General features: G+C 65.9%; 20 protein-coding genes. 11 read left to right on the top strand and 9 right to left on the bottom strand.

Annotated features, from left to right (window positions below; all coding sequences use genetic code 11):
- Nucleotides 1–111: 111 nt before the first annotated feature.
- The 5 genes from gspK to gspG are packed head-to-tail and all read right to left on the bottom strand — an operon-like array spanning nt 112 to nt 3,085.
- Nucleotides 112–1,098 (bottom strand): type II secretion system minor pseudopilin GspK, encoded by a 987-nt coding sequence (gspK, locus tag ASC92_RS00830; RefSeq protein ID WP_056509275.1) that lies wholly within the window; start codon nt 1,096–1,098, stop codon nt 112–114.
- Nucleotides 1,098–1,790: a type II secretion system protein J gene (locus ASC92_RS00835; RefSeq protein WP_056509279.1), complete on the bottom strand. Its 693-nt coding sequence runs from the start codon at nt 1,788–1,790 to the stop codon at nt 1,098–1,100. Before ASC92_RS00835 ends, gspK begins: the two co-directional genes overlap by 1 nt.
- Nucleotides 1,790–2,173, bottom strand: coding sequence for a type II secretion system minor pseudopilin GspI (gene gspI, locus ASC92_RS00840; RefSeq protein WP_056509282.1), 384 nt, complete (start codon nt 2,171–2,173; stop codon nt 1,790–1,792). The genes ASC92_RS00835 and gspI overlap by 1 nt, the downstream gene beginning before the upstream one ends.
- Nucleotides 2,170–2,670, bottom strand: a complete 501-nt coding sequence (locus ASC92_RS00845; protein WP_056509285.1) for a prepilin-type N-terminal cleavage/methylation domain-containing protein — start codon at nt 2,668–2,670, stop codon at nt 2,170–2,172. The genes gspI and ASC92_RS00845 overlap by 4 nt, the downstream gene beginning before the upstream one ends.
- The gene (gspG, locus tag ASC92_RS00850; protein ID WP_056509288.1) at nt 2,645–3,085 is read right to left on the bottom strand and encodes a type II secretion system major pseudopilin GspG; all 441 of its coding nucleotides are present in this window, start codon (nt 3,083–3,085) and stop codon (nt 2,645–2,647) included. The genes ASC92_RS00845 and gspG overlap by 26 nt, the downstream gene beginning before the upstream one ends.
- A 50-nt stretch (nt 3,086–3,135) precedes the next feature.
- Here gspG and ASC92_RS00855 point away from each other — a divergent pair, with 50 nt between their 5' ends.
- Nucleotides 3,136–3,789 carry a type II secretion system protein N gene (locus ASC92_RS00855; RefSeq protein ID WP_056509291.1) on the top strand — a complete coding sequence of 218 codons (654 nt, stop codon included), beginning with the start codon at nt 3,136–3,138 and terminating at the stop codon, nt 3,787–3,789.
- A 6-nt stretch (nt 3,790–3,795) separates the two neighbouring features.
- On the opposite strand, the gene ilvA is transcribed toward ASC92_RS00855, so the two are convergent.
- Nucleotides 3,796–5,412, bottom strand: a complete 1,617-nt coding sequence (gene ilvA / locus ASC92_RS00860; protein ID WP_056509293.1) for a threonine ammonia-lyase, biosynthetic — start codon at nt 5,410–5,412, stop codon at nt 3,796–3,798.
- Nucleotides 5,413–5,461: 49 nt separating this feature from the next.
- Between ilvA and ASC92_RS00865 the strand changes: the two genes are divergently transcribed.
- Entirely contained in the window at nt 5,462–6,592 is a 1,131-nt protein-coding gene (locus ASC92_RS00865) for a hypothetical protein (protein ID WP_056509296.1), read from the top strand.
- Nucleotides 6,593–6,685: 93 nt separating this feature from the next.
- Here ASC92_RS00865 and ASC92_RS00870 read toward each other — a convergent pair whose 3' ends face one another.
- A complete protein-coding gene (locus ASC92_RS00870) occupies nt 6,686–7,882 on the bottom strand; it encodes a porin (RefSeq protein ID WP_056511714.1) in 1,197 nt (398 codons plus the stop codon).
- A 269-nt stretch (nt 7,883–8,151) separates the two neighbouring features.
- On the opposite strand from ASC92_RS00870, the gene ASC92_RS00875 reads away from it, so the two are divergent.
- Nucleotides 8,152–8,601 (top strand): OsmC family protein, encoded by a 450-nt coding sequence (locus ASC92_RS00875; RefSeq protein WP_056509299.1) that lies wholly within the window; start codon nt 8,152–8,154, stop codon nt 8,599–8,601.
- A 9-nt stretch (nt 8,602–8,610) separates the two neighbouring features.
- Here ASC92_RS00875 and coq7 read toward each other — a convergent pair whose 3' ends face one another.
- Nucleotides 8,611–9,240 carry a 2-polyprenyl-3-methyl-6-methoxy-1,4-benzoquinone monooxygenase gene (coq7, locus tag ASC92_RS00880; RefSeq protein WP_056509304.1) on the bottom strand — a complete coding sequence of 210 codons (630 nt, stop codon included), beginning with the start codon at nt 9,238–9,240 and terminating at the stop codon, nt 8,611–8,613.
- A gap of 281 nt (nt 9,241–9,521) precedes the next feature.
- Between coq7 and ASC92_RS00885 the strand changes: the two genes are divergently transcribed.
- From ASC92_RS00885 to ygiD, 8 genes are all read left to right on the top strand, one after another.
- On the top strand, nt 9,522–10,784 hold the full coding sequence (locus ASC92_RS00885) for a porin (protein ID WP_056509307.1): 1,263 nt from the start codon (nt 9,522–9,524) through the stop codon (nt 10,782–10,784).
- A 194-nt stretch (nt 10,785–10,978) separates the two neighbouring features.
- Entirely contained in the window at nt 10,979–11,959 is a 981-nt protein-coding gene (locus ASC92_RS00890; RefSeq protein ID WP_056509313.1) for an ABC transporter permease, read from the top strand.
- A gap of 4 nt (nt 11,960–11,963) precedes the next feature.
- Entirely contained in the window at nt 11,964–13,235 is a 1,272-nt protein-coding gene (locus ASC92_RS00895; RefSeq protein ID WP_056509317.1) for a M20 aminoacylase family protein, read from the top strand.
- A gap of 31 nt (nt 13,236–13,266) precedes the next feature.
- Nucleotides 13,267–14,853: an ABC transporter substrate-binding protein gene (locus tag ASC92_RS00900; protein ID WP_056509320.1), complete on the top strand. Its 1,587-nt coding sequence runs from the start codon at nt 13,267–13,269 to the stop codon at nt 14,851–14,853.
- A gap of 119 nt (nt 14,854–14,972) precedes the next feature.
- Nucleotides 14,973–15,884 (top strand): ABC transporter permease, encoded by a 912-nt coding sequence (locus ASC92_RS00905; RefSeq protein ID WP_056509329.1) that lies wholly within the window; start codon nt 14,973–14,975, stop codon nt 15,882–15,884.
- A 19-nt stretch (nt 15,885–15,903) separates the two neighbouring features.
- Nucleotides 15,904–16,974, top strand: coding sequence for an ABC transporter ATP-binding protein (locus ASC92_RS00910; protein WP_056509331.1), 1,071 nt, complete (start codon nt 15,904–15,906; stop codon nt 16,972–16,974).
- A complete protein-coding gene (locus ASC92_RS00915; RefSeq protein ID WP_056509337.1) occupies nt 16,971–17,978 on the top strand; it encodes an ABC transporter ATP-binding protein in 1,008 nt (335 codons plus the stop codon). Before ASC92_RS00910 ends, ASC92_RS00915 begins: the two co-directional genes overlap by 4 nt.
- A gap of 77 nt (nt 17,979–18,055) precedes the next feature.
- Nucleotides 18,056–18,976 (top strand): 4,5-DOPA dioxygenase extradiol, encoded by a 921-nt coding sequence (gene ygiD / locus ASC92_RS00920; protein WP_056509338.1) that lies wholly within the window; start codon nt 18,056–18,058, stop codon nt 18,974–18,976.
- Nucleotides 18,977–18,998: 22 nt separating this feature from the next.
- On the opposite strand, the gene zwf is transcribed toward ygiD, so the two are convergent.
- Nucleotides 18,999–20,471, bottom strand: a complete 1,473-nt coding sequence (gene zwf / locus ASC92_RS00925; protein ID WP_056509341.1) for a glucose-6-phosphate dehydrogenase — start codon at nt 20,469–20,471, stop codon at nt 18,999–19,001.
- Between the last annotated feature and the right edge of the window lie 38 nt (nt 20,472–20,509).

A 20,509-nucleotide genomic window follows, 5' to 3' on the forward strand; every position in this document is an offset into this window, starting at 1 on the left:
AAGCCGGTGATTGTAGGTGGGGGCCGACAGGTTGGCGCTCTTGTTTCGATAGCGTGTCGCGCAGGTGTGACGCGTGTCGGAAGGCTTTTGCCTACAAGTAATGCATAGGGATCAGGGTTTGACCGGAGTGCTCGTTGCGCCGGCGCCGCGGGTGCGCCAGATCGTCGTCACCGTGACACCGCTGCGTTGCACGAGCGAGTGTTCCTCGACATAGGTGCGGTCGAGGCGCAGGCGCCCGTAGACCTCGAAGTACTGGGAGCCGACGCCATGCTGGGCTGCACTGAAGCGGGAGCCGCCGCTGGGCAGCCCCTGATTGGCTTCTTCGAAGGTCTTGAAAGGGGAACGGGTACGTCGCTCCACCAACTGACGTGCGGTTGCGATCGGCATTGATTCCAGGCTGGCGCTGATAACTTCGGCGCTTGCGGTATTCAGGTTGAGAGTGGTCTTGGTCGGGAGGATCGTCACATAGGGCTCGAGGGCCTTGGCGGTCGAGGGCGAAAGCCCGAGCCACACGAGTTGCGAGACCTCCTGCGGCAGCAGCGGTGCATTGCCCGTGTCGCCGCCGGACGCTTCGTCGGTGCCGCTGTTCAGCGCGCTGACGAGCCCCGTGGTCATCTGGCTGAGCTCGGAGGCGGGCAGGCCCAGCAGGCCAAATAGGCGGGTGAACATGGCGACGCCGCTGGCCGACGGCTTTTTACCGTCGACCAGCCAAAGCACATTGAGCTTGGATTGCGCATCGACGATGCGGCCCGACAGGAAGGCGTCGGGCAATCCTTCGAGGTTGTCGCTTGCCACGTTCTTGTCGGCCGACAGGAAGCTGGTGAGCCGGGCCTCTTCGAGCGGCACCGCCCACACTTCGGTCAGGTTGTCGACGCCGCCGGTGCGGCCGTCTTCGCCGAGGATCAGGCGCGACCAGTCGAGCGCGCCGATCAGCACCCAGGCGGCCTGTACGCGCGCGCGCTCGGCGCCTTCGACTTCGGTCGCGCGCCATTGCTGCCACAGCGCCGCGGCGGCGAAGGTGGCCACCAGCATCACGGTCAGCATCGCGGCGAGCAGGGCGGCGCCGGCCTGGTGCTTTTTCCTGTTCGCTGCCGTCATCACGATTTCGGCGCCCCCACGGTCGGTCTGACCCAGTCGCGCGTGAGCGTGCCCGCGAGGCCGTCGCCGGGCGGCAGCGTGATGACGAGGCGCACACCGTCGGGCATGGCGACGACGGGGCCCGCGGGATTGTTGGGATTGGGCGCGGCGGTCGGCAACTGGCTGGCTGGCGCCCAGACGTTGTCGCGGAAGTAGTAGAGCTGCCAGCTGCTGGCCGGCACCAGCGGCACGTCGCTGTAGCCGCCCGAGCCCGAACCCGAACCGCCGTCCTGCGCCCAGGCGGCCGCGAGGTTCCAGGCCTGCTGCCAATCGCCGCGCGTGGTGAAGGGCTGCGATTGCCAGCGCCGCCAGCGCACGCCGTCGGGGCCGGACTTCAGCGCCCAGGCCACCACCTGCACCGACGGCGCCGCATCGTCGCTGCCGCGGCGCGTGAGCCGCAGCACGCGGCTGTCCCAGTCGATCGGACGGGTCTGCGCGAGCGGGATCACGGCATCGAGGTCGGCGCCCCACTGCGCGAGCGTGGCCTGCAGCGTGAGGACGGCGTCGGCGCGTTGCTGGTTCTGCAGGGTGGCGCGCGACATGCTGTCGAGCCCGCGCCAGCTCATGAGCGAGAGCAGCGCCATCACGGCGATGGCAACGAGCAGCTCGATCAGCGTGAAGCCGCGCGGGGCGGTGGCTTTGGCGCGCCGCATCAGTACCGGCCCACCACGGTGGAGATGCGCAGGATCGGCGCGTCCGCCTCGTCGCGCACCTGCACGTCGACGCGCCGGAAATTCGGGTTCAGCGTGGCGACGGTCGAGGTGGTCACGTTGAACGAGACGCCGGCCTGCAGGCAGATTGACCCCGAGTCGCCGATCGCCGGCATCTGCCGCGAGAGGCGAGCCTTGGCGAGTTCGTTCTCGGCGCACAGGTCGGCCAGCACCAGGTCGGACTGGCGCTGCGCATTGCGCGTGAGCGACATGGTGGCCTGCGAACCCGCGGCCAGTGCCAGCGCGACGATGCCGAGCGCGATCAGCACTTCGATCAGCGTGAAGCCGCCAGCGCGCGGGGACGAAGCAGGGCGCCGTGAGTTCATTGCACCGCCGAGACGGTGAAGGGGCGAACCCCGTCGGTCGCGATGCGCAGCGCGCGCGCGGGCGGTCCGGCGGAATGGAGCATGACCTGCTGCGCCGCAATGATCGGATCGGGCCCGAGCTGCAGCGCCGTAACCGGCGTGCCGTTGGCGAGCGCGGCCTGCGCGGTGATGCCCTCGGCGGCCCATCCGCTGGGCAGCGCACCCGGCGCAAGGCCGTCGAACACGAAGCTGCCTTCGACCGGCCGCCACCGCACCACGATGCCGCTGGCGCGCGATTGGGAGCGGGCCGATTCGAGCAGGGCTGCGAGCCGGTCGGCTTCGCGGTCGAGCCTGGCGGCGCTGGTGTCGCGTATCGCGAAGCTCACGGCGGCCGTGGCCATCGCGATGATGGCGATCACCACGATCAGCTCCAGCAGCGTGAAGCCGGTGGCCGGACGGATGCGGGGACGCGGGTTCCGGGCGCCCGTGCCGCTATTGCCAGCTGCCGATGTCGGCATTCTTGCCCTCGCCGCCGCTCTGGCCGTCGGCGCCGAAAGAGAGCACGTCGATCTCGCCCTTGATGCCCGGATTCATGTACTGGTAAGGATGGCCCCACGGATCGTTGGGCAGCTTCTCGACGTAGGCCTTCCAGTTGGGGGCGGCCGGGCCGGTGGTCGGACGCGTGAGCAGCGCCTGCAGTCCCTGCTCCGCGGTGGGGTAGCGCTGGTTGTCCAGGCGGTAGAGCTTGAGTGCCTGCATCAGGTTGTTGATGTCGGTCCGGGCGGCCGTCACGCGGGCGTCGTCGGCGCGCTCGATCACGTTCGGCACGATCAGCGCTGCCAGCACGCCGATGATGACCAGCACCACCATCAGTTCGATCAGCGTGAAGCCGCGTTGGGCGGTGCGGTTGGCGGCTCGAAGGAGTTTGTTCATAGGTTGGGCGGACATGATTCGGAAAGCGCGCTGCATGATAATCCGCGCCCATGACAAGTCCTTACTCCGCCGCCCGCTGGCATGCCCCACTTGCTACGACCGGGCTTTGGGCGTTGGCGGCCGGCGCTGCCGTGTTCTGGGCGCTGCGGCTGGCTTCGCCGGCGGACGCCGTGGCGGCGGCCGCGACGATGCCGCGGGCTTCGGTGGCGGCCGATTCGGATTCGGTGGCACGGCTGCTGGGCGTGCTGCCCGCGTCCCATGCGGCAGCGGTGGCACCCGAGGCGGCAAGCCGTTTCGCCCTGTCGGGTGTGGTGGCAGACCCTTCGAAGCAGGGTGCAGCGCTGATCTCCATCGACGGCAAGCCGCCCAGGCCGTTCCGTGTCGGCTCGGCGGTCGGCGACAACTATGTGCTGCAGTCGGTGGGCCTGCGCTCGGCGACCATCGGCGCACAGGTCGACGGGCCGGCGGCGTTCACGCTGCAATTGCCGGTGCGTGCGCCGATCAGTATTTCCAGCCCGGGGTTGCCGGCGGTGCCGATGGCTCTGCCGGCCGGGCCTCTGCCCGCGACGATGCCGGCCGCGGTGGCTCCGCCGCAATTGCAGCAGCAACAGCCGCCGCAGCCGCAGCAACCACAACTGCCGATTGGCCCGCAGCAGCAGCCTGCGGCGATGGCACCGCCGCCGCCGCAGGCGCCCGCGCAGTAGCTTTTTTCAGGCCTGCAGAAACAGGCGGTACGCGGGGTTGGCCGTTTCCTCGACGTAGGGATAACCCAGCGTTTCGAGGAAGGCGTCGAACTCGGCGGCTTCGCCGGCCGGCACCTGCAGGCCCACGAGGATGCGGCCGTAGTCGGCGCCCTGGTTGCGATAGTGAAACAGGCTGATGTTCCAGTTCGGCCGCATCAGGCTCAGGAACTTGAGCAGCGCACCGGGACGCTCGGGAAACACGAAGCGCAGCAGGCGCTCGTCGTGCGCGAGGCCGGTGCGTCCGCCCACGAGGTGCCGCAGATGTTCCTTCGCGAGTTCGTCGTGCGTGAGGTCGAGCGCATCGAAGCCGTGCTCGCTGAAGGTCTGCGCGATGACGGCCGACTCTCCGCGCGCCGAAGTCGTGAGACCGACGAACACGTGCGCCTTCGCCGCGTCGCTGATGCGGTAGTTGAACTCGGTCACGTTGCGCGGCGCGCCACCGCCGCCCAACGCAGCTTCGGCATCGCTCGCGGGCATCTCGCCGACCAGCTCGCAGAAGCGACGGAAGCTGCCGCGCTCCTCGGGAATGGTGACGGCGAACAGCGCCTCGCGTTCTTCGCCGACTTCGGCGCGCTCCGCGACGAAACGCAGCCGGTCGAAGTTCATGTTGGCGCCGCACAGGATGGCCGCGTAGGTCTCGCCGTGGCGGCCGTGCTGTGCAACGTATTCCTTGATGGCCGCGACCGCCAACGCACCCGCCGGTTCGACGATGCTGCGCGTGTCCACGAAGACGTCCTTGATGGCGGCGCACACGGCATCGGTGTCGACCGCGATGTATTCGTCGACCAGTTCGCTGGCGATGCGGAAGGTTTCCTCGCCGACCAGCTTGACGGCCGTGCCGTCCGAGAACAGGCCGACGTCGGGCAGGTTCACGCGCTGGTGCGCGGCGACCGACTGCATCATCGCGTCGGAGTCGTTCATCTGCACGCCGATCACCTTGATCTCGGGACGCACAGCCTTGATGTAGTTGGCCACGCCGGAGATCAGGCCGCCTCCGCCGATCGCGACGAACACGGCATCGAGCGGGCCCTGGTGCTGCCGCAGGATTTCCATGGCGATGGTGCCCTGGCCGGCAATGACGTCGGGATCGTCGAAGGGATGCACGAAGGTCAGGTTTTGCTGCGCCTGCAATTCGAGTGCGTGCAGATAGGCGTCCGAATAGCTGTCGCCATGCAGCACGATTTCGCCGCCGAAGCCGCGCACCGCATCGATCTTCAATTTGGGCGTGGTCACCGGCATCACGATCACCGCGCGCGTGCCGAGCTTGCGTGCACCCAATGCAACGCCTTGTGCGTGATTGCCGGCCGATGCGCAAATAACGCCGCTCGCCAATTGCGCGGCACTCAGGTGCGCCATCTTGTTATAGGCGCCGCGCAGCTTGAAGCTGAAGACCGGCTGCTGGTCTTCGCGCTTGAGCAGCACGGTGTTGCCGAGCCGTTCGCTGAGCGCGCGCGCTTTCTCGAGTGCGGATTCGACGGCAACGTCGTAGACCCGGGCGTTGAGAATTTTTCTGAGATAGTCGGCGGGCGTCAGCGCCGGATCAACAGGTGCATTGCGCACGTTTTTTTCCAAGGGAGTTTTCATTTGCTAACTGTCGATGATAAGAGGCATCGGGATTGCATGCGGGTATGACATGGACACATATGTCATAAACCTCTTCAGCAACGCCCCAGCTGCAAATGATTCAGGTTTTTTTGGACGCACCTGTCCGCCGGCCCCTGTGGCCGCAAATCAGTTCACAATTGAAAAAAATCTGTTAACAATTTCTGTCAGTGATCTTTCGAAAGGGTTGATGCAGGCGGAGGCCGCGCGGGTGCAGCGAGACGAAATCGGGCGTCCCACGTGGCAGGTGATGGGCAACAGATTGCGTGCCCACATCGTTCCGTTGCTGGGCGACGTGCCGGCCAAGTCGTTTGCAACGTCCGATGCACAACGCTTGATCGATCGCCTCGGAGAACGGGGCTTCAGCAGCACGACGATTGCGCAGTACCTCGTGCTGTTGCGCAAGGTGGTGATGCATGGCGTGCACATTGGCGTGCTTCGCGATGTGCCCGCATTTCCGAAGGTCAAGGTGCGCAGCCAGCCGCGCGGCAGCTTCAGCGTTGCGGAGTACCGGACAATCATCAAGACCGCGCGCAGCTTGCGCGGGCAAGCGCATCCGGTGCTCGGCCAACTCGCGGGCGGCGAACGCTTCTGGATCGCGCGCGAACTGCTCGCCATGCCGGACGAGCTGCCTTGGCTGATCCGCTGGATGGTGAACACCTTCGTGCGTCCGAGCGACATCAAGCTCATGAAGCACAAGCACATCGAGATCGTGCGGAGCAAGCATGTCTATTTGCGCATGAACCTGCCGGAGACCAAGCGGCACAGCCAGCCGATCGTGAGCCTGCGGCCGGCGGTGCGGGTCTACGAATGCTTGCTCGCTCATCGCCGCGAACATGGCTTCGGCGCGCCGGACGACTATCTCTTCCTGCCGCAGTTGAAGAATCGCGAGCACGCGCTGGCCGTGCTCAACTTTCTTTTCCATTGGGTGCTCGAGGAGAGCGGTCTTGAAAAAGGACCGCTGGGCCAGTCGAGAACGCTTTACTGCCTGCGCCATACCGCTATCACGCTGCGGCTGCTGTACGGACAGGGGATCGACATGCTGACCTTGGCGCGCAATGCGCGAACGAGCGTGAACATGGTCGAGCGCTTCTACGCTTCGGTTCTGAGCGGAGAAATGAATGTGGGGCTGCTGCAAAGCAGGCGTGGCCGCGCGAGCTGAGAAGAAAAGCCAAAAAGCCGCCCGGCCTAAGCTGGGCGGCTTGACACTGAATCGACTCGAACTGGCTGCCGCCAGCATCGGAATCAGACTCTGTCAGAAGGAGTGGCGGATGCCGAAGTCGTAGCCGGTCGAGGTCTTCGGGGTGAAGACGCCGTTGCTGATGAAAGCCGGGCTGTTGTCGCTGACCCTCAGGTCCGCGCCGTTCTTGTTGCTCACGCGAGCGATCGTTGCGTACAGAGCCGTGCGCTTCGACAGGTTGTGCACGTAGCCCAGAGCCAGCTTGTTGGCCTTCGGGTTCGGTTCGTTGAAGAACAGGTTGTCCTCCGTCTTGTACTTCACGGCTGAATACGATGCGCGGATCTGGCCGGCACCCACGGGAACCGTCACGCCCAGCAGCCAACCGTTGAGCTTGTTCGATGCCACGGCAGCCGGTCGGGCGAAGAAGTCGCCGTCGATGTCGGTCTTCTCCTTGGCCCGCGACAGTTCACCGAAGAGCTTCACAGGACCGAAGTCATACGAAGCGCCGAGGTTGAAGGTGTTGACCTTGGTGGTCGTGCCGGCGTAGTAGTCGTCGTCAACGGTGTTGCTGCCATAAGCCAGCGCAACGTCCAGGGGACCGTTGGCGTAGCCGAAGCGGCCGCCCACGTAACGGCCGGTGCGCGAATTGTTCGCGACATCAGGCGTCAACGAGCCAGGGCTGTACTTGGTCTTCTCATGGAATCCATACATCACTTGGCCGTAGAAACCACCCAGGTTCGGCGGCAGGAAATAGCTGACCGAGTTGCTGGCGCGCGTGGGGTTGCCAAAGGCGCTGGTGGCCGTCTGGATCAGGTTGGTGCCGACGCCGTTGGTGCCGAACGGATCGAAGGTGGAGTTGTTGTAGAACGAGGGGGTCAGGTCGCGGCCGAGGCGGACTTCACCGAAACCGCCCGACAGGCTCACGGTCGAGCGACGGGCGAAGGTGGCAACGCCTTGGCTGCCGTCATCGTTGGCGACGGGGGCTTCGAGCCAGAAGCTGGCTGCCAGGCCACCGCCGAGGTCTTCCGTACCACGGAAGCCCAGACGGCTGGTGGCGTTGCCCGAGTTGAACAGGCCGCGGTTGCTGGTCCTGACGCTGCCTTGATTGACGTAGAACGGGTTGTAGATGGGGAAGCCGAGGGCGTTGTACGTCACGCCGTTGTTCAGGTCACGCGAGCTGTTCGAGTAGCTGCTGATCGAGGCATCGACGATGCCAAACAGCGTGACGGACGACTGGGCCGAGGCAACACCGGCAACAGCCAGGGCAGCCAGAGCAACTGCCCTTTCGGCGCGAAAACTAGAGTGGTGCCGAGCCGGACAAGGGCTGAAAAGAAAAAAGCCCCGAGCTTTGCAGCTCGGGGCTAAATCCACCAATTGGAAGGGTGGAGGAGACAACTGGGTGCGCGCAACGGGGCGCGCAATGAAATAAAGTATATCGACTGTTTGTTGCGTTGCAACAAGCGAGTGATGCTTTTCCCACACACAAAGGGAGGTCGGCGTGTATTTTTGCCCGGCATCCCAGACTTGGAACCCCGAAAACCATGGAATGCACAGTGAGTTGGACCGGCGACGCAGGCACGCGATCGGCCATGGGCTTCGTTGCCGAGACGGGCAGCGGCCACGTCCTGATGATGGACGGCGCCCCCGATGCCGCGAAACCCGAGAACGGCGGACAGAACCTCGCAGCGCGGCCGATGGAGACCGTTCTTGCCGGCACCGGCGGATGCACCGCCTACGACGTGGTGCTGATACTGAAGCGCGGACGCCATCGCGTCGAGCGCTGCAGCGTCAAGCTGACCAGCGAGCGCGCGGAAAAGGACCCCAAGGTCTTTACCAAGATCCACATGCACTTCACTGTGGCGGGCAAGGGCATTCCGGCCCCCGCCGTAGAGCGCGCGATCGCACTGAGCCACGAAACCTACTGCTCCGCCAGCATCATGCTGGCGAAGACTGCCGAGATCACCACCAGTTTCGACCTGATCGAAACCTGAGCGAATGGCCTAGATGCGGTGCGCTACCGTGGTCATCACGCGGGAAGCCATGCGCATCAGGGCCTTGGCTGGCGCCGGGAGTTCCGCCGCGCCGGCGGCGACAGCCTGCGACGCGTGGCGGGCTTCGTCGAGCTTCATCTGCTCGACCACTGCCTTGGAAGCGCTGTCCGCTGGCGGGAGGCGGCCGAGGTGGCTGTCCAGATGGGCCTCTACTTGACGTTCGGTTTCCGCGACGAACCCCAGGCTCAGCGGGTCCCCGAGGCGGCCCGCAACCAGGCCGAAGCCGAAGGCGCCCGCATACCAGAGAGGGTTCAGGAGCGACGGGCGTGCGCCCAGTTCGTCCAGACGCTGTCGGGTCCAGGCCAGGTGGTCGGTTTCCTCATGCGCTGCTTCGATGAAATGGGCACGCAGCGCGGGGTCGCGTGCCACGGCCGCCTGGGCTGTGTAAAGCGCCTGTGCGCAGACTTCGCCGACATGGTTCACCCGCATCAGCGCGCCGGCCTCCCGGCGTTCCGCTTCACTCAGTTCGCCGGGCCCTAGTGAGGGGGTGGGCGTTGCCCGCGTGGCATGGGGGCGCGCGAAAAGGGTGCGCAACGCAGCGTCTGCCGCGGTCAGGACGGAGTCGATCATGAGCGTCATGCGCCTATTTGAACGCACATGCGAAATGCCATGCGGGAGCCTTGTCATATTTCACATGGTGGTGTGCAGCGAGGCCTAAGTCCTTTGTTGCAACCGTGCAACGAAACGCGCGGGCCAGCCCAGATTTCGGGCGAATTGTTTTGCCCTGCCGCAGCGGCTCTGGTGCAATAGCATCAACTTCCCAAAAGGAGGTTGGCCCGGGGTCCGGTGGGAGCACAAAGTGCCAGTCACGGTGAGCCCTTCGCACCGGAGCCCTATGTTTAACCTTGGAGAAACTTGCAATGAAAAAATCTCTAGTTGCTCTGGCTGCCCTGGCTGTTGCCGGTGTTGCCTCGGCCCAGTCGTCCGTCACGCTGTTTGGTGTGGTCGACGCGTCGATCAGCGGCTACTCGAACACCGCCCGCGACAACCGCGCGACCGTGTTCCCCAACGCTTTCGGTATCCCCACGTACCTGAACCAAGGTTCGGTCAAGACCAGCCGTCGCGAACTGGCTAACTCGGGTTACAACTCGAGCCGCATCGGCTTCCGTGGCACGGAAGACCTGGGCGGTGGCCTGGCAGCCAGCTTCTGGCTCGAAGCTCCGATCTCCAATGACGACGGCCAGCAAGGTATCGCGACGTTCGCTCGTCGTTCGACCGTGAGCCTGTCGGGTGGTTTCGGTGAAGTCCGCCTGGGTCGTGACTACACCCCGACGTTCTGGAACGACACCGTGTTCGATCCGTTCGGCACCAACGGCGTTGGCACCAACCTGGTTTCGACGGCCAATACCGCCTTCGGCAACTTCGGTACGCCCGCAGCTCCGACGGCCCCGTTCACCAACGTGGGTTCGAGCAACTACGTTCGCGCCAGCAACTCGATCGGCTACTTCCTGCCGCCGAACCTGGGTGGCTTCTATGGCCAATTCCAGTACGCAATGGCCGAGAAAACCAAGTACGACTCGGGCATCTTCACGCCCGCCACGCTGAACTCGCAGCGTCAAGGCCGTTACATCGGTGGTCGCGTCGGTTACGCAAACGGTCCTCTGGACGTTGCAGCGTCTTACGGCAGCAGCACCGTTGGCGACGACTACTACGTCGGCACGACCACCAAGGTCAACACCTTCAACCTCGGCGCTTCGTATGACTTCGGTCCCGTGAAGCTGTTCGGCGAAGTGTCGAAGGCCAAGAACAAGATCGACTACGAAGTGACCCCGCTGGCTGGCACTCGTCCCGACATCGATCTGACCGGTTACCTGCTCGGCGTGACCGTGCCGGTCGGTGCTGGCCTGATCCGCGCTTCGTGGTCGCACGTCAAGCTCGACACGAACACGCCCACCACGCTGTTCGCTGTGAACACGCCTGATCCCAAGGCCAACAAGCTGGCTCTGGGCTACGTGCACAACCTGTCGAAGCGCACGGCTCTGTACGCAACGATCGCTCGCGTCAGCAACAAGAACGGTGCTGGCTACACGGTTGGCGGCCCGGCCTTCTACAACAACGCAGCTGGCGCCTTCACCCCGAAGAGCTCCACCGGCTACGACTTCGGTATCCGTCACGCTTTCTAATTTGACGCTGGCGTAAGCCAGCTTCGAATCAAAAGCTCAAAAGCCACTCGACGAAAGTCGAGTGGCTTTTTTCGTTCGGGCCCGATCATCGCGAGTCATGTTGGCAAAGAGCACCATCTGCGTGCACCCCCGGGGAATCACCGTGCGGGCACGCACCTTGCACTGCTAGCATGCCCGTTCACTTCGTTTGCTGAATGATCGCTTTTGTATTGCGCCGTTTGATCCAGGCCGTGATCGTGATGATCGCGGTCGCGTTCATCGCCTTCCTCCTCTTTCAATATGTTGGCGACCCTGTCGTGTTCCTTCTGGGGCAGGACGCCAAGCCCGAACAAATCCGCGAGCTGCGCGCCGCATTGGGGCTCGACCAACCCTTCTTCGTGCAGTTCTGGCACTTTCTTGTCAACGCCGCACAAGGCGAGTTCGGCCTGAGCTTGCGCCAGGGCGCGAAGGTCTCGCGGCTGATCGGCGAACGCTTTCCCGCGACGCTCGAACTGGCACTCGTGGCGGCAGTGCTGGCGCTGTTCATCGGCATTCCGATGGGCGTGTACACCGCGCTGCGCCGCGGCACCTTCATGAGCCAGGTGTTCATGACCGTGTCGCTGCTCGGCGTTTCGCTGCCGACCTTCCTGATCGGCATCCTGCTGATCCTCGTTTTCGCGGTCACGCTGGGCTGGTTTCCGAGCTTCGGCCGCGGCGAGACCGTGAAATTCGGCTGGTGGACCAGTGGCCTTTTCAGCGCCGACGGCTGGCACCACATCGTGCTGCCGGCGGTGACGCTTGCGATCTTCCAGCTCACGCTGATCATGCGGCTGGTGCGCGCCGAGATGCTCGAGGTGCTGCGCACCGACTACATCAAGTTCGCGCGCGCACGAGGCCTGTCGAACCGCGCCATCCACTTCGGCCATGCGCTCAAGAACACGCTGGTGCCGGTGATGACCATCACCGGCCTGCAGCTCGGCGGCCTGATTGCCTTTGCCATCATCACCGAGTCGGTGTTCCAGTGGCCCGGCATGGGCCTGCTGTTCATCCAGGCCGTGACCTTCGCCGACATCCCGGTGATGGCGGCCTACCTGTGTCTCATTGCCTTGATCTTCGTGGTGATCAACCTCGTGGTCGACCTGCTGTATTTCGTGGTCGATCCGCGGCTGCGTGTAGGCAAGGCGGGAGGTCATTGACATCATGACGGCAACCACATCCGCGGCCCCGCGCCTCAAGGCTTCCGGACGCGCGTTCGCGCACATCGCGAACTTCTACCCCGAGATCGCCGCCTTTCGCCGCGACCTGCACGCACACCCCGAACTCGGGTTCGAAGAGGTCTACACATCCGGCCGCGTGCGCGAGGCCCTGCGCGCCTGCGGCGTCGACGAGATCCACGAAGGCATCGGCAAGACCGGCGTGGTCGGCGTCATCCGCGGCCGTTCGACCGCCAGCGGCCGCATGATCGGCCTGCGCGCCGACATGGACGCGCTGCCGATGCGCGAGGACAACAACTTCGGCTGGCGTTCCGCCAGCGACGGCCTGATGCACGGCTGCGGCCACGACGGCCATACCGCCATGCTGGTCGGTGCCGCGCGCTACCTGGCCGAGACGCGCGATTTCGACGGCACCGCAGTGCTCATTTTTCAGCCGGGCGAAGAAGGCTTCGCCGGTGCACGCGTGATGATCGAGGACGGCCTGTTCGACCGCTTCCCCGTCAACGCCGTCTACGCGATGCACAACTGGCCTGCCATGCCGGCCGGCACCGTGGGCATCAACCGCGGCGCGATGATGGCCGCGGCCGATCGCGTGACGATCGAGATCAAGGGCAAGGGCGGCCACGGGGCGCATGCCTACCAGACCGTCGACCCTGTGATCGTCGCAGCGCACATCATCACCGCGGCCCAGACCATCGTTTCGCGCAACGTGCGCCCGATCGATGCGGCCGTCGTCAGCATCTGCGCGATGCAGGCCGGCGACCTCGGCGCGATGAGCGTGGTGCCCGGCGAGGCCACGCTGGTCGGCACGGTGCGCACCTTCAGCGCACGCGTGCAGGCGCAGGTCGAGCAGCGCCTGACCGAGCTGTGCACGGCCATTGCCGGCGGCTTCGGCGCGACCGCCACGATCAAGTACGAGCGCATCTACCCGGCCACCATCAATACCGCGCCCGAAGCCATGTTTGCGGCCGACGTGGCCGAATCGCTGGTCGGCACAAAGAACGTCGAGCGCAGCATGGAGCCCAGCATGGGCGCCGAAGACTTCTCCTTCATGCTGCAGAAAAAAGCGGGCGCCTACCTGCGCATCGGGCAGGACGTGCGCGAAGGCGCCTTCCTGCACAACAGCCGCTACGACTTCAACGACGAGATCCTGCCGCTCGGTGCCGCATTGCATGCCGGCCTGATCGAGCAGGGCATGCCGCTTTCCGCTATCCGCGGTGCGCGGCCAGAGAAAGCCGCCGCCACCGCGGCGACGTGATGTGTTTGATTCCAACCCGAGGAGTGTTCCCATGAGTTTCAAGAAAAATGTGGCCGCGGCCGCCGTTCTGTGCGCGCTGGGCGCCATCAGCATGATCGCCGGCGCGCAGACCATCCGTGTTGCAAACCAGGGTGACGCGCTGTCGCTCGACCCGCACTCGCTCAACGAATCGCTGCAGCTGAGCACCACGGCCAACGTGTATGAAACGCTGGTCGGGCGCAACAAGGACCTGAGCGTCGCGCCGCTGCTTGCCACGAGCTGGAAGCAGACCTCGCCCACCGTGTGGCGCTTCGAACTGCGCAAGAACGTGCAGTTCCACGACGGCACGCCGTTCACCGCCGACGACGTTCTCTTCAGCTTCGCGCGCGCATCGGGCGACGGCTCGGACATGAAGTCCAACACCACCGACATCAAGGAAGTGCGCAAGGTCGACTCGCACACCATCGAGATCGAGACCAAGGGTCCGTTCCCGATCCTTCCCGACGTGATCACGCAGCTCATGATCATGAGCAAGAAGTGGTGCGAGGAAAACAAGGCCGTCACGCCCGTGGATCGCCGCAAGGGCATCGAGAACACCGCCTCCTTCAAGGCCAACGGCACCGGCCCGTACCGCGTGCGCGAGCGCCAGCCGAACGTGCGCACGGTCTTCACGCGCAATCCGACCTACTGGGGCAAGATCGAAGGCAACGCGCAAGAGATCATCTTCACGCCGATCGCCAATCCGGCCACCCGCGTCGCCGCGCTGATCTCGGGCGAAGTCGACGTGATGGAACCCGTGCCGGTGCAGGACATCGCGCGCGTCAACGCCAGCCCGACGGCGCGCGTCATCGCCGGCCCCGAGCTGCGCACGATCTTCCTGGGCATGGACCAGAAGCGCGACGAACTGCTCTACTCGAACGTGAAGGGCAAGAACCCGTTCAAGGACAAGCGCGTGCGCCAGGCCTTCTACCAAGCCATCGACATCGTCGGCATCCAGCGCACCGTGATGCGCGGCGCCTCGCGTCCGACAGCGCTGATGGTCGGCCCCGGCATCAACGGCTGGACCGAAGCCCAGGACAAGCGCCTGCCGCTCGACGTCGAAGGCGCCAAGAAGCTGCTGGCCGACGCCGGTTACCCGAGCGGCTTCGAAGTGACCATGAACTGCCCGAACGACCGCTACGTGAACGACGGCCAGATCTGCCAGAGCGTGGCCGCGAACCTGGCGAAGATCGGCGTCAAGATCAACCTCGCGGCCGAGACCAAGGGCACTTACTTCCCGAAGGTGCTGCGCCGCGACACCAGTTTCTACATGCTGGGCTGGACCCCGACCACCTACGATTCGCACAACGCGTTGACCGCGCTGATGGCCTGCCCGGACGACAAGACCGGCGCCGGCCAGTTCAACCTGGGCGCGTACTGCAATCCGAAGCTCGACGAGCTGACGAAGAAGATCCAGTCGGAAACCGACAAGCCCAAGCGCGACGCGATGATCAAGGAAGCCTTCGACATCCACACCGCCGACATCGGCCACCTGCCGCTGCACCAGCAGACGCTGGCCTGGGGCGTCAGCAAGAAGGTGTCGCTCACGCAAATGGCCGACAACTACATGCCCTTCAAGTGGATGAGCATCAAGCCATAAGGATGCCTGCCCCCCGGCTTTTCACTCCGCTGCGCTGCGTGTAATTCGCCACCCCCCGGGGGGGTGGCACGGCCGCCTTGGGGCGGCCCGGCGGCGGCCTTACGCGGATTTGCCTCACGATGAAAAAAACACTAGCCCGCTGGCTCGACAGCGATGTCGGCTACAGCTTTCGTACCTCGCCCGTGGCCATCGTCGCGGCGCTGATCGCACTGGCCTGCGTCATCTGTGCGGTGTTCGCCGGATGGGTGTCGCCGCACAACCCCTTCGACCTCGCCACGCTCGAACTCGGCGATGCGCGCCTGCCGCCCGCATGGAGCGCCGAAGGTTCTTCCAAGTACCTGCTCGGCACCGACGACCAGGGCCGCGACATTCTCTCGGCCGTGATCTATGGCGCGCGCATCTCGCTGATCGTCGGGCTGGTGTCGGTCGCGTTGTCGCTCGCCGTCGGCGTGGTGCTGGGCCTGCTGGCCGGCTTCTTCGGCGGCTGGCTCGATTCCTTCCTGATGCGCGTATGCGACGTGATGCTGTCGTTCCCGCCCATCCTGGTGGCACTGCTCATCGCCGGCGTCGGCCGCGCGCTCTTTCCGGGCGCGCACGAGTCGCTGGCCTTCGGCGTGCTGATCATTTCCATCTCGCTGACCGGTTGGGTGCAGTACGCGCGCACGGTGCGCGGCTCCACGCTGGTGGAGCGCAACAAGGAATACGTGCAGGCCGCGCGCGTCACCGGCGTGGCGCCGCTGCGCATCATGCTGCGCCACGTGCTGCCCAACGTGATGGGGCCGGTGATGGTGCTGGCCACGATCCAGGTCGCAACCGCGATCATCACCGAGGCCACGCTCTCGTTCCTCGGCGTCGGCGTGCCGCCGACCTCGCCTTCGCTGGGCACGCTCATCAGCATCGGCAACCAGTACCTGTTCTCGGGCGAATGGTGGATCACGGTGTTTCCGGGCCTGATGCTGGTGCTGATCGCACTCAGCGTGAACCTGCTCGGCGACTGGCTGCGCGACGCACTTAACCCGCGACTGCGCTGAACACAAGGACAACGCCACCATGACGCTGCTCCAGGTCAAAGACCTCGTCGTCGAATTTCCCAACCGCCGCGGCACGCTGCGCGCGCTCGACCGCATCTCGTTCGACATCGCGCCCGGTGAAATCCTCGGCGTGGTGGGCGAATCGGGCGCCGGCAAGTCGCTCACGGGCGCGGCCATCATCGGCCTGCTCGAACCGCCGGGCCGCGTGGCGAGCGGCGAGATCGTGCTGGACGGCCAGCGCATCGACAACCTCGGCTTCGATGCGATGCGGCCGATTCGCGGCCGCAAGATCGGCGCGATCTTCCAGGATCCGCTGACCTCGCTGAACCCGCTCTACACCGTGGGCCGGCAGCTGGTCGAGACCATTCGCGCGCACCTGCCCGTGTCGGAATCCGAAGCGCGCAAGCGGGCCATCGGCCTGCTGCAGGACACCGGCATTCCCGCGGCCGAGCAGCGCATCGACCACTTTCCGCACCAGTTTTCGGGCGGCATGCGGCAGCGCGTGGTGATTGCGCTGGCGCTCGCGGCCGAGCCCAAGCTCATCGTGGCCGACGAGCCGACCACGGCGCTCGACGTGTCGATCCAAGCGCAGATCATCCAGTTGCTCAAGCAGGTGTGCAAGGACCGCGGCGCGGCGGTGATGCTGATCACGCACGACATGGGCGTGATCGCAGAGACCTGCGACCGCGTGGCCGTGATGTACGCGGGCCGCATCGCCGAGATCGGCCCGGTGCACGAGGTGATCCACCAGCCCGCGCATCCCTACACATCGGGCCTGATGGCCTCGATTCCCGACATGGCGAGCGACCGCGAGCGGCTCAACCAGATCGATGGCGCGATGCCGCGGCTCAATGCCATTCCCACCGGCTGCGCCTACAACCCGCGCTGTCCGCGCACCTTTGCGCGCTGCCTCGTCGAGCGGCCCGAGCTCATGCATGCCGGCGCCACGCGCGCCGCCTGCTGGCTGCACGACGCGACCGACCCGCACGCCGGCCAGGCCGAGATCGCGGCGAAGCACCACGATGCGCTGGCGGCCGGCGAACGCGCCGCGCCTGAAGCGGCCGAGCCCATCGCGGAGGTGACGCGATGAGCGCCGCCGCGAACGAACCGCTCGTGGTCGCGCACGATCTCGCGCGCACCTTCGACGTCTCTCCACCCTGGCTCAACCGCGTGCTCGAACGCAAGCCGCGCGTGCTGCTGCACGCGGTCGATGGCGTGAGCTTTTCCATCGAGCGCGGCAAGACGCTCGCGCTGGTGGGCGAATCGGGCTGCGGCAAGAGCACGGTGGCGCGCCTGCTGGTGGGCCTGTACGCGCCCACGCGCGGTGGCCTGCAGTTCGACGGGCAGGACGCGCATGCCGCGTTCAAGACGCCCGACGGTCGCAAGCTGCGCCGCCGCATCCAGATGATCTTCCAGGACCCCTACGCGAGCCTGAACCCGCGCTGGATCGTCGAGGACATCATCGGCGAGCCGCTGCGCGAGCACGGCATCCTCAGCGAGAAGGCCGCGCTACGCGAGCGCGTGGGAGAGCTGCTCAAGTCGGTCGGCCTCTCGCCGCTGGACATGAGCAAGTACCCGCACCAGTTCTCGGGCGGCCAGCGCCAGCGCATCTCGATCGCGCGTGCGCTCGCCACCCAGCCCGAGTTCCTGGTGTGCGACGAGCCCACCTCGGCGCTCGACGTGAGCGTGCAGGCGCAGGTGCTCAACATCATGAAGGACCTGCAGCGCGAGCAGGGCCTGACCTACCTGTTCATCTCGCACAACCTCGCCGTGGTGCGCCACGTGGCCGACCAGGTCGGCGTGATGTACCTCGGCCGGCTGGTCGAGGTGGCGGACAAGCAGAAGCTCTTTGCCGAGCCGCGGCATCCGTACACGCGCATGCTGCTCGATGCCATTCCGCAGATGAAGCACACGGGGCGTTCGCGCACGCCGGTGCAGGGCGAGGTGCCGAATCCGCTGAACCCACCGACGGGCTGCGCATTTCATCCGCGCTGCCCGCATGCCAATGCGCGTTGTTCCTCGGAACGGCCGAAGCTGCTGGGCATCGCGGGCGTGCAGGTGGCCTGCCACGCGGTGGAAGAGGGCCGCATCTAGCCGCTGAAAAGTGTGCGTTAAGGCACTGCACCGCATCGGGCACTGCCGCACAGTGGGCGGCTGACCCGGAGGGAACCATGGCAGGCAAGACGACTTTCTCGGACATCGAACGGCAAGATTCACCCGAACTGGGCCGCCGCGGCTTTGTCATGGGCACCGCGCTCGGCGCGACCGCCGTGCTGGCATCCTTGGCGTCGCGCGCCCATGCGGCTGGCGAGCGGCGCATGCCGGTCGTCTTCATCGGCCACGGCACGCCCATGAATGCCATCAGCGACAACGCGTTCACGCGCCGGCTGTCGGCCTGGGGCCGGGAGCTTCCTCAGCCGTCGGCCATCCTTAGCGTGTCGGCGCATTGGCTGAGCCGTGGCGCCACCGGTGTCGGCATGCAGGCGCGGCCGAAGACGATCCACGATTTCGGCGGCTTCCCGCAGGCGCTGTTCGACGTCGAATACCCCGCGCCCGGCCATCCTTCACTCGCCCGCGAGACCGTCGGCGTGGTGAAGCAGACACCGGTGATCGCCACCGAGCAATGGGGCCTCGACCACGGCACTTGGTCGGTGCTGAAGCATCTCTATCCGAAGGCCGACATCCCGGTATTCCAGCTCAGCATCGATTACGACAAGCCGGCCGCCTTCCACTACGCGGTGGGGCGCGACCTCGCAGTCTTGCGCGACAAGGGCGTGCTGGTGATGGGCAGCGGCAACGTGGTGCACAACCTGCGCGCCACCGATCGCGGCACGCCCGACGGGCCGAGCGCCAGCCAGCCATGGGCGCAATCGTTCGACGATGCGGTGAAGTCGGCGCTGGCCGGCCGCGACGACCGTGCGCTGGTCGACTACGCGAAGCTCGAAGGAGCCTCCACCGCCGTGGCGACGCCGGACCACTACTACCCCTTCCTCTACGCCCTCGGTGCCGCGGGGACGAGCGAACGCGCGAAGACGGTCTACGAGGGGTTCCAGTCGGGCACGCTCAGCATGCGTTGCCTGCAGTTCGGCTGAGCGCGCGACTGGAGCGGTGGCGTTACTGCTCCTCGCCCCAGGCGAACCCGTCGCGCGCAATCATCGCGCTCGACGCACTCGGTCCCCAGGTGCCGGCCGCGTAGGGGCGCGGGCCGCCGTCCGATTCCCAGCTGTCGATCAGCGGCTCGACCCAGCGCCAGGCTTCTTCCTGCTCGTCGCTGCGCACGAACAGGTTGAGGCGGCCGTCGATCACGTCGAGCAGCAGGCGCTCGTAGGCGCCCACGCGCTCGGCGCCGAAGCGTTTGTCGAAGTCGAGGTCGAGCTGAACCGGCGCCAGTTGCGCGGCGCTGCTGTGGCCGTTGCCGCCGCGCTGCCGGTTGTCCTGGGCCTGCGCGAGCATGTGCAGTTCCAGCCCGTCCTTGGGCTGCAGGTTGATCACCAGCTTGTTGACGTTGCCGGCCGGCGCGCGGTAGATCGCATGCGGCGTGGGCCTGAAGTTGACCTCGATGCGCGCATCGCGCGAGGCCAGCCGCTTGCCGGTGCGGATGTAGAAGGGCACGCCGGCCCAGCGCCAGTTGGCGATTTCGGCGCGCAGCGCCACGAAGGTTTCGGTGCGGCTGTCGGGGTTCACGCCCGGCTCGTCGCGGTAGCCCGGCACGCGCTCGCCGTAGGCCGTGCCGGCCGTGTACTGCCCGCGCACCGTGTGCAGGCCCAGCGTTTCGGGCGTCCAGGGCTTGAGCGCGCGCAGCACCTTGAGCTTTTCGTCGCGAATGGCGTCGGCGTGCGCGTTGATCGGCGGCTCCATGGCCACGGCGCACAGCAGCTGCAGCGCGTGGTTCTGCACCATGTCGCGCAGCGCGCCGGTCTGGTCGTAGAAGGCGCCGCGCTTTTCCACGCCCAGGTCCTCGGCCATGGTGATCTGGATGTTGGCGATGTGCTCGCGGCGCCAGATGGGCTCGAACAGCGCATTGCCGAAGCGCATGGCGAACAGGTTCTGCACCGATGGCTTGCCGAGGTAGTGGTCAATGCGAAAGACCTGCTTCTCTTCGAGCACCTTGCCGACCGCGGTGTTGATCGCGCGGTTGGAGGCGAGGTCATGGCCCAGCGGCTTTTCGAGCACGATGCGCGTCCTCGGCCCGTTGAGGCCGGCCGCGGCGATCTGCTCGACCACCTGCGTGAAGAGCGCGGGCGCCGTGGCGACGTACATCACGATCGTCTTCGCGTCGCGCTGCTTGAGAAGGTCGGCCAGCCGCGCGTAGTCGTCGGGCTTGGACAGGTCCATGCGCAGGTAGTGCAGCATCGACGCGAACTTCTCGAACTCCTCGGGAGTGGGCCGCTTGGCGCCCTCGACCGCGCTGAAGCGCGACTGGATCAGTTCGCGGTACTGGTCGTCCGACAGGTCGTCCCGCGCCACGCCGACGATGCGCCCGTCTTGCGGCAGGCTGCCGTGCCGGAATGCCTGGAACAACGCGGGCATGAGCTTGCGCCACGCGAGATCGCCAGTGCCGCCGAACAGAACGAGATCGAAGCTCATGAAAAACTTTCCTTTGTCTGAATGCCGAGCAGGTCGTG

It is taken from the genome of Variovorax sp. Root411, from assembly GCF_001425205.1.
In the GTDB taxonomy this organism is placed as follows: domain Bacteria; phylum Pseudomonadota; class Gammaproteobacteria; order Burkholderiales; family Burkholderiaceae_C; genus Variovorax.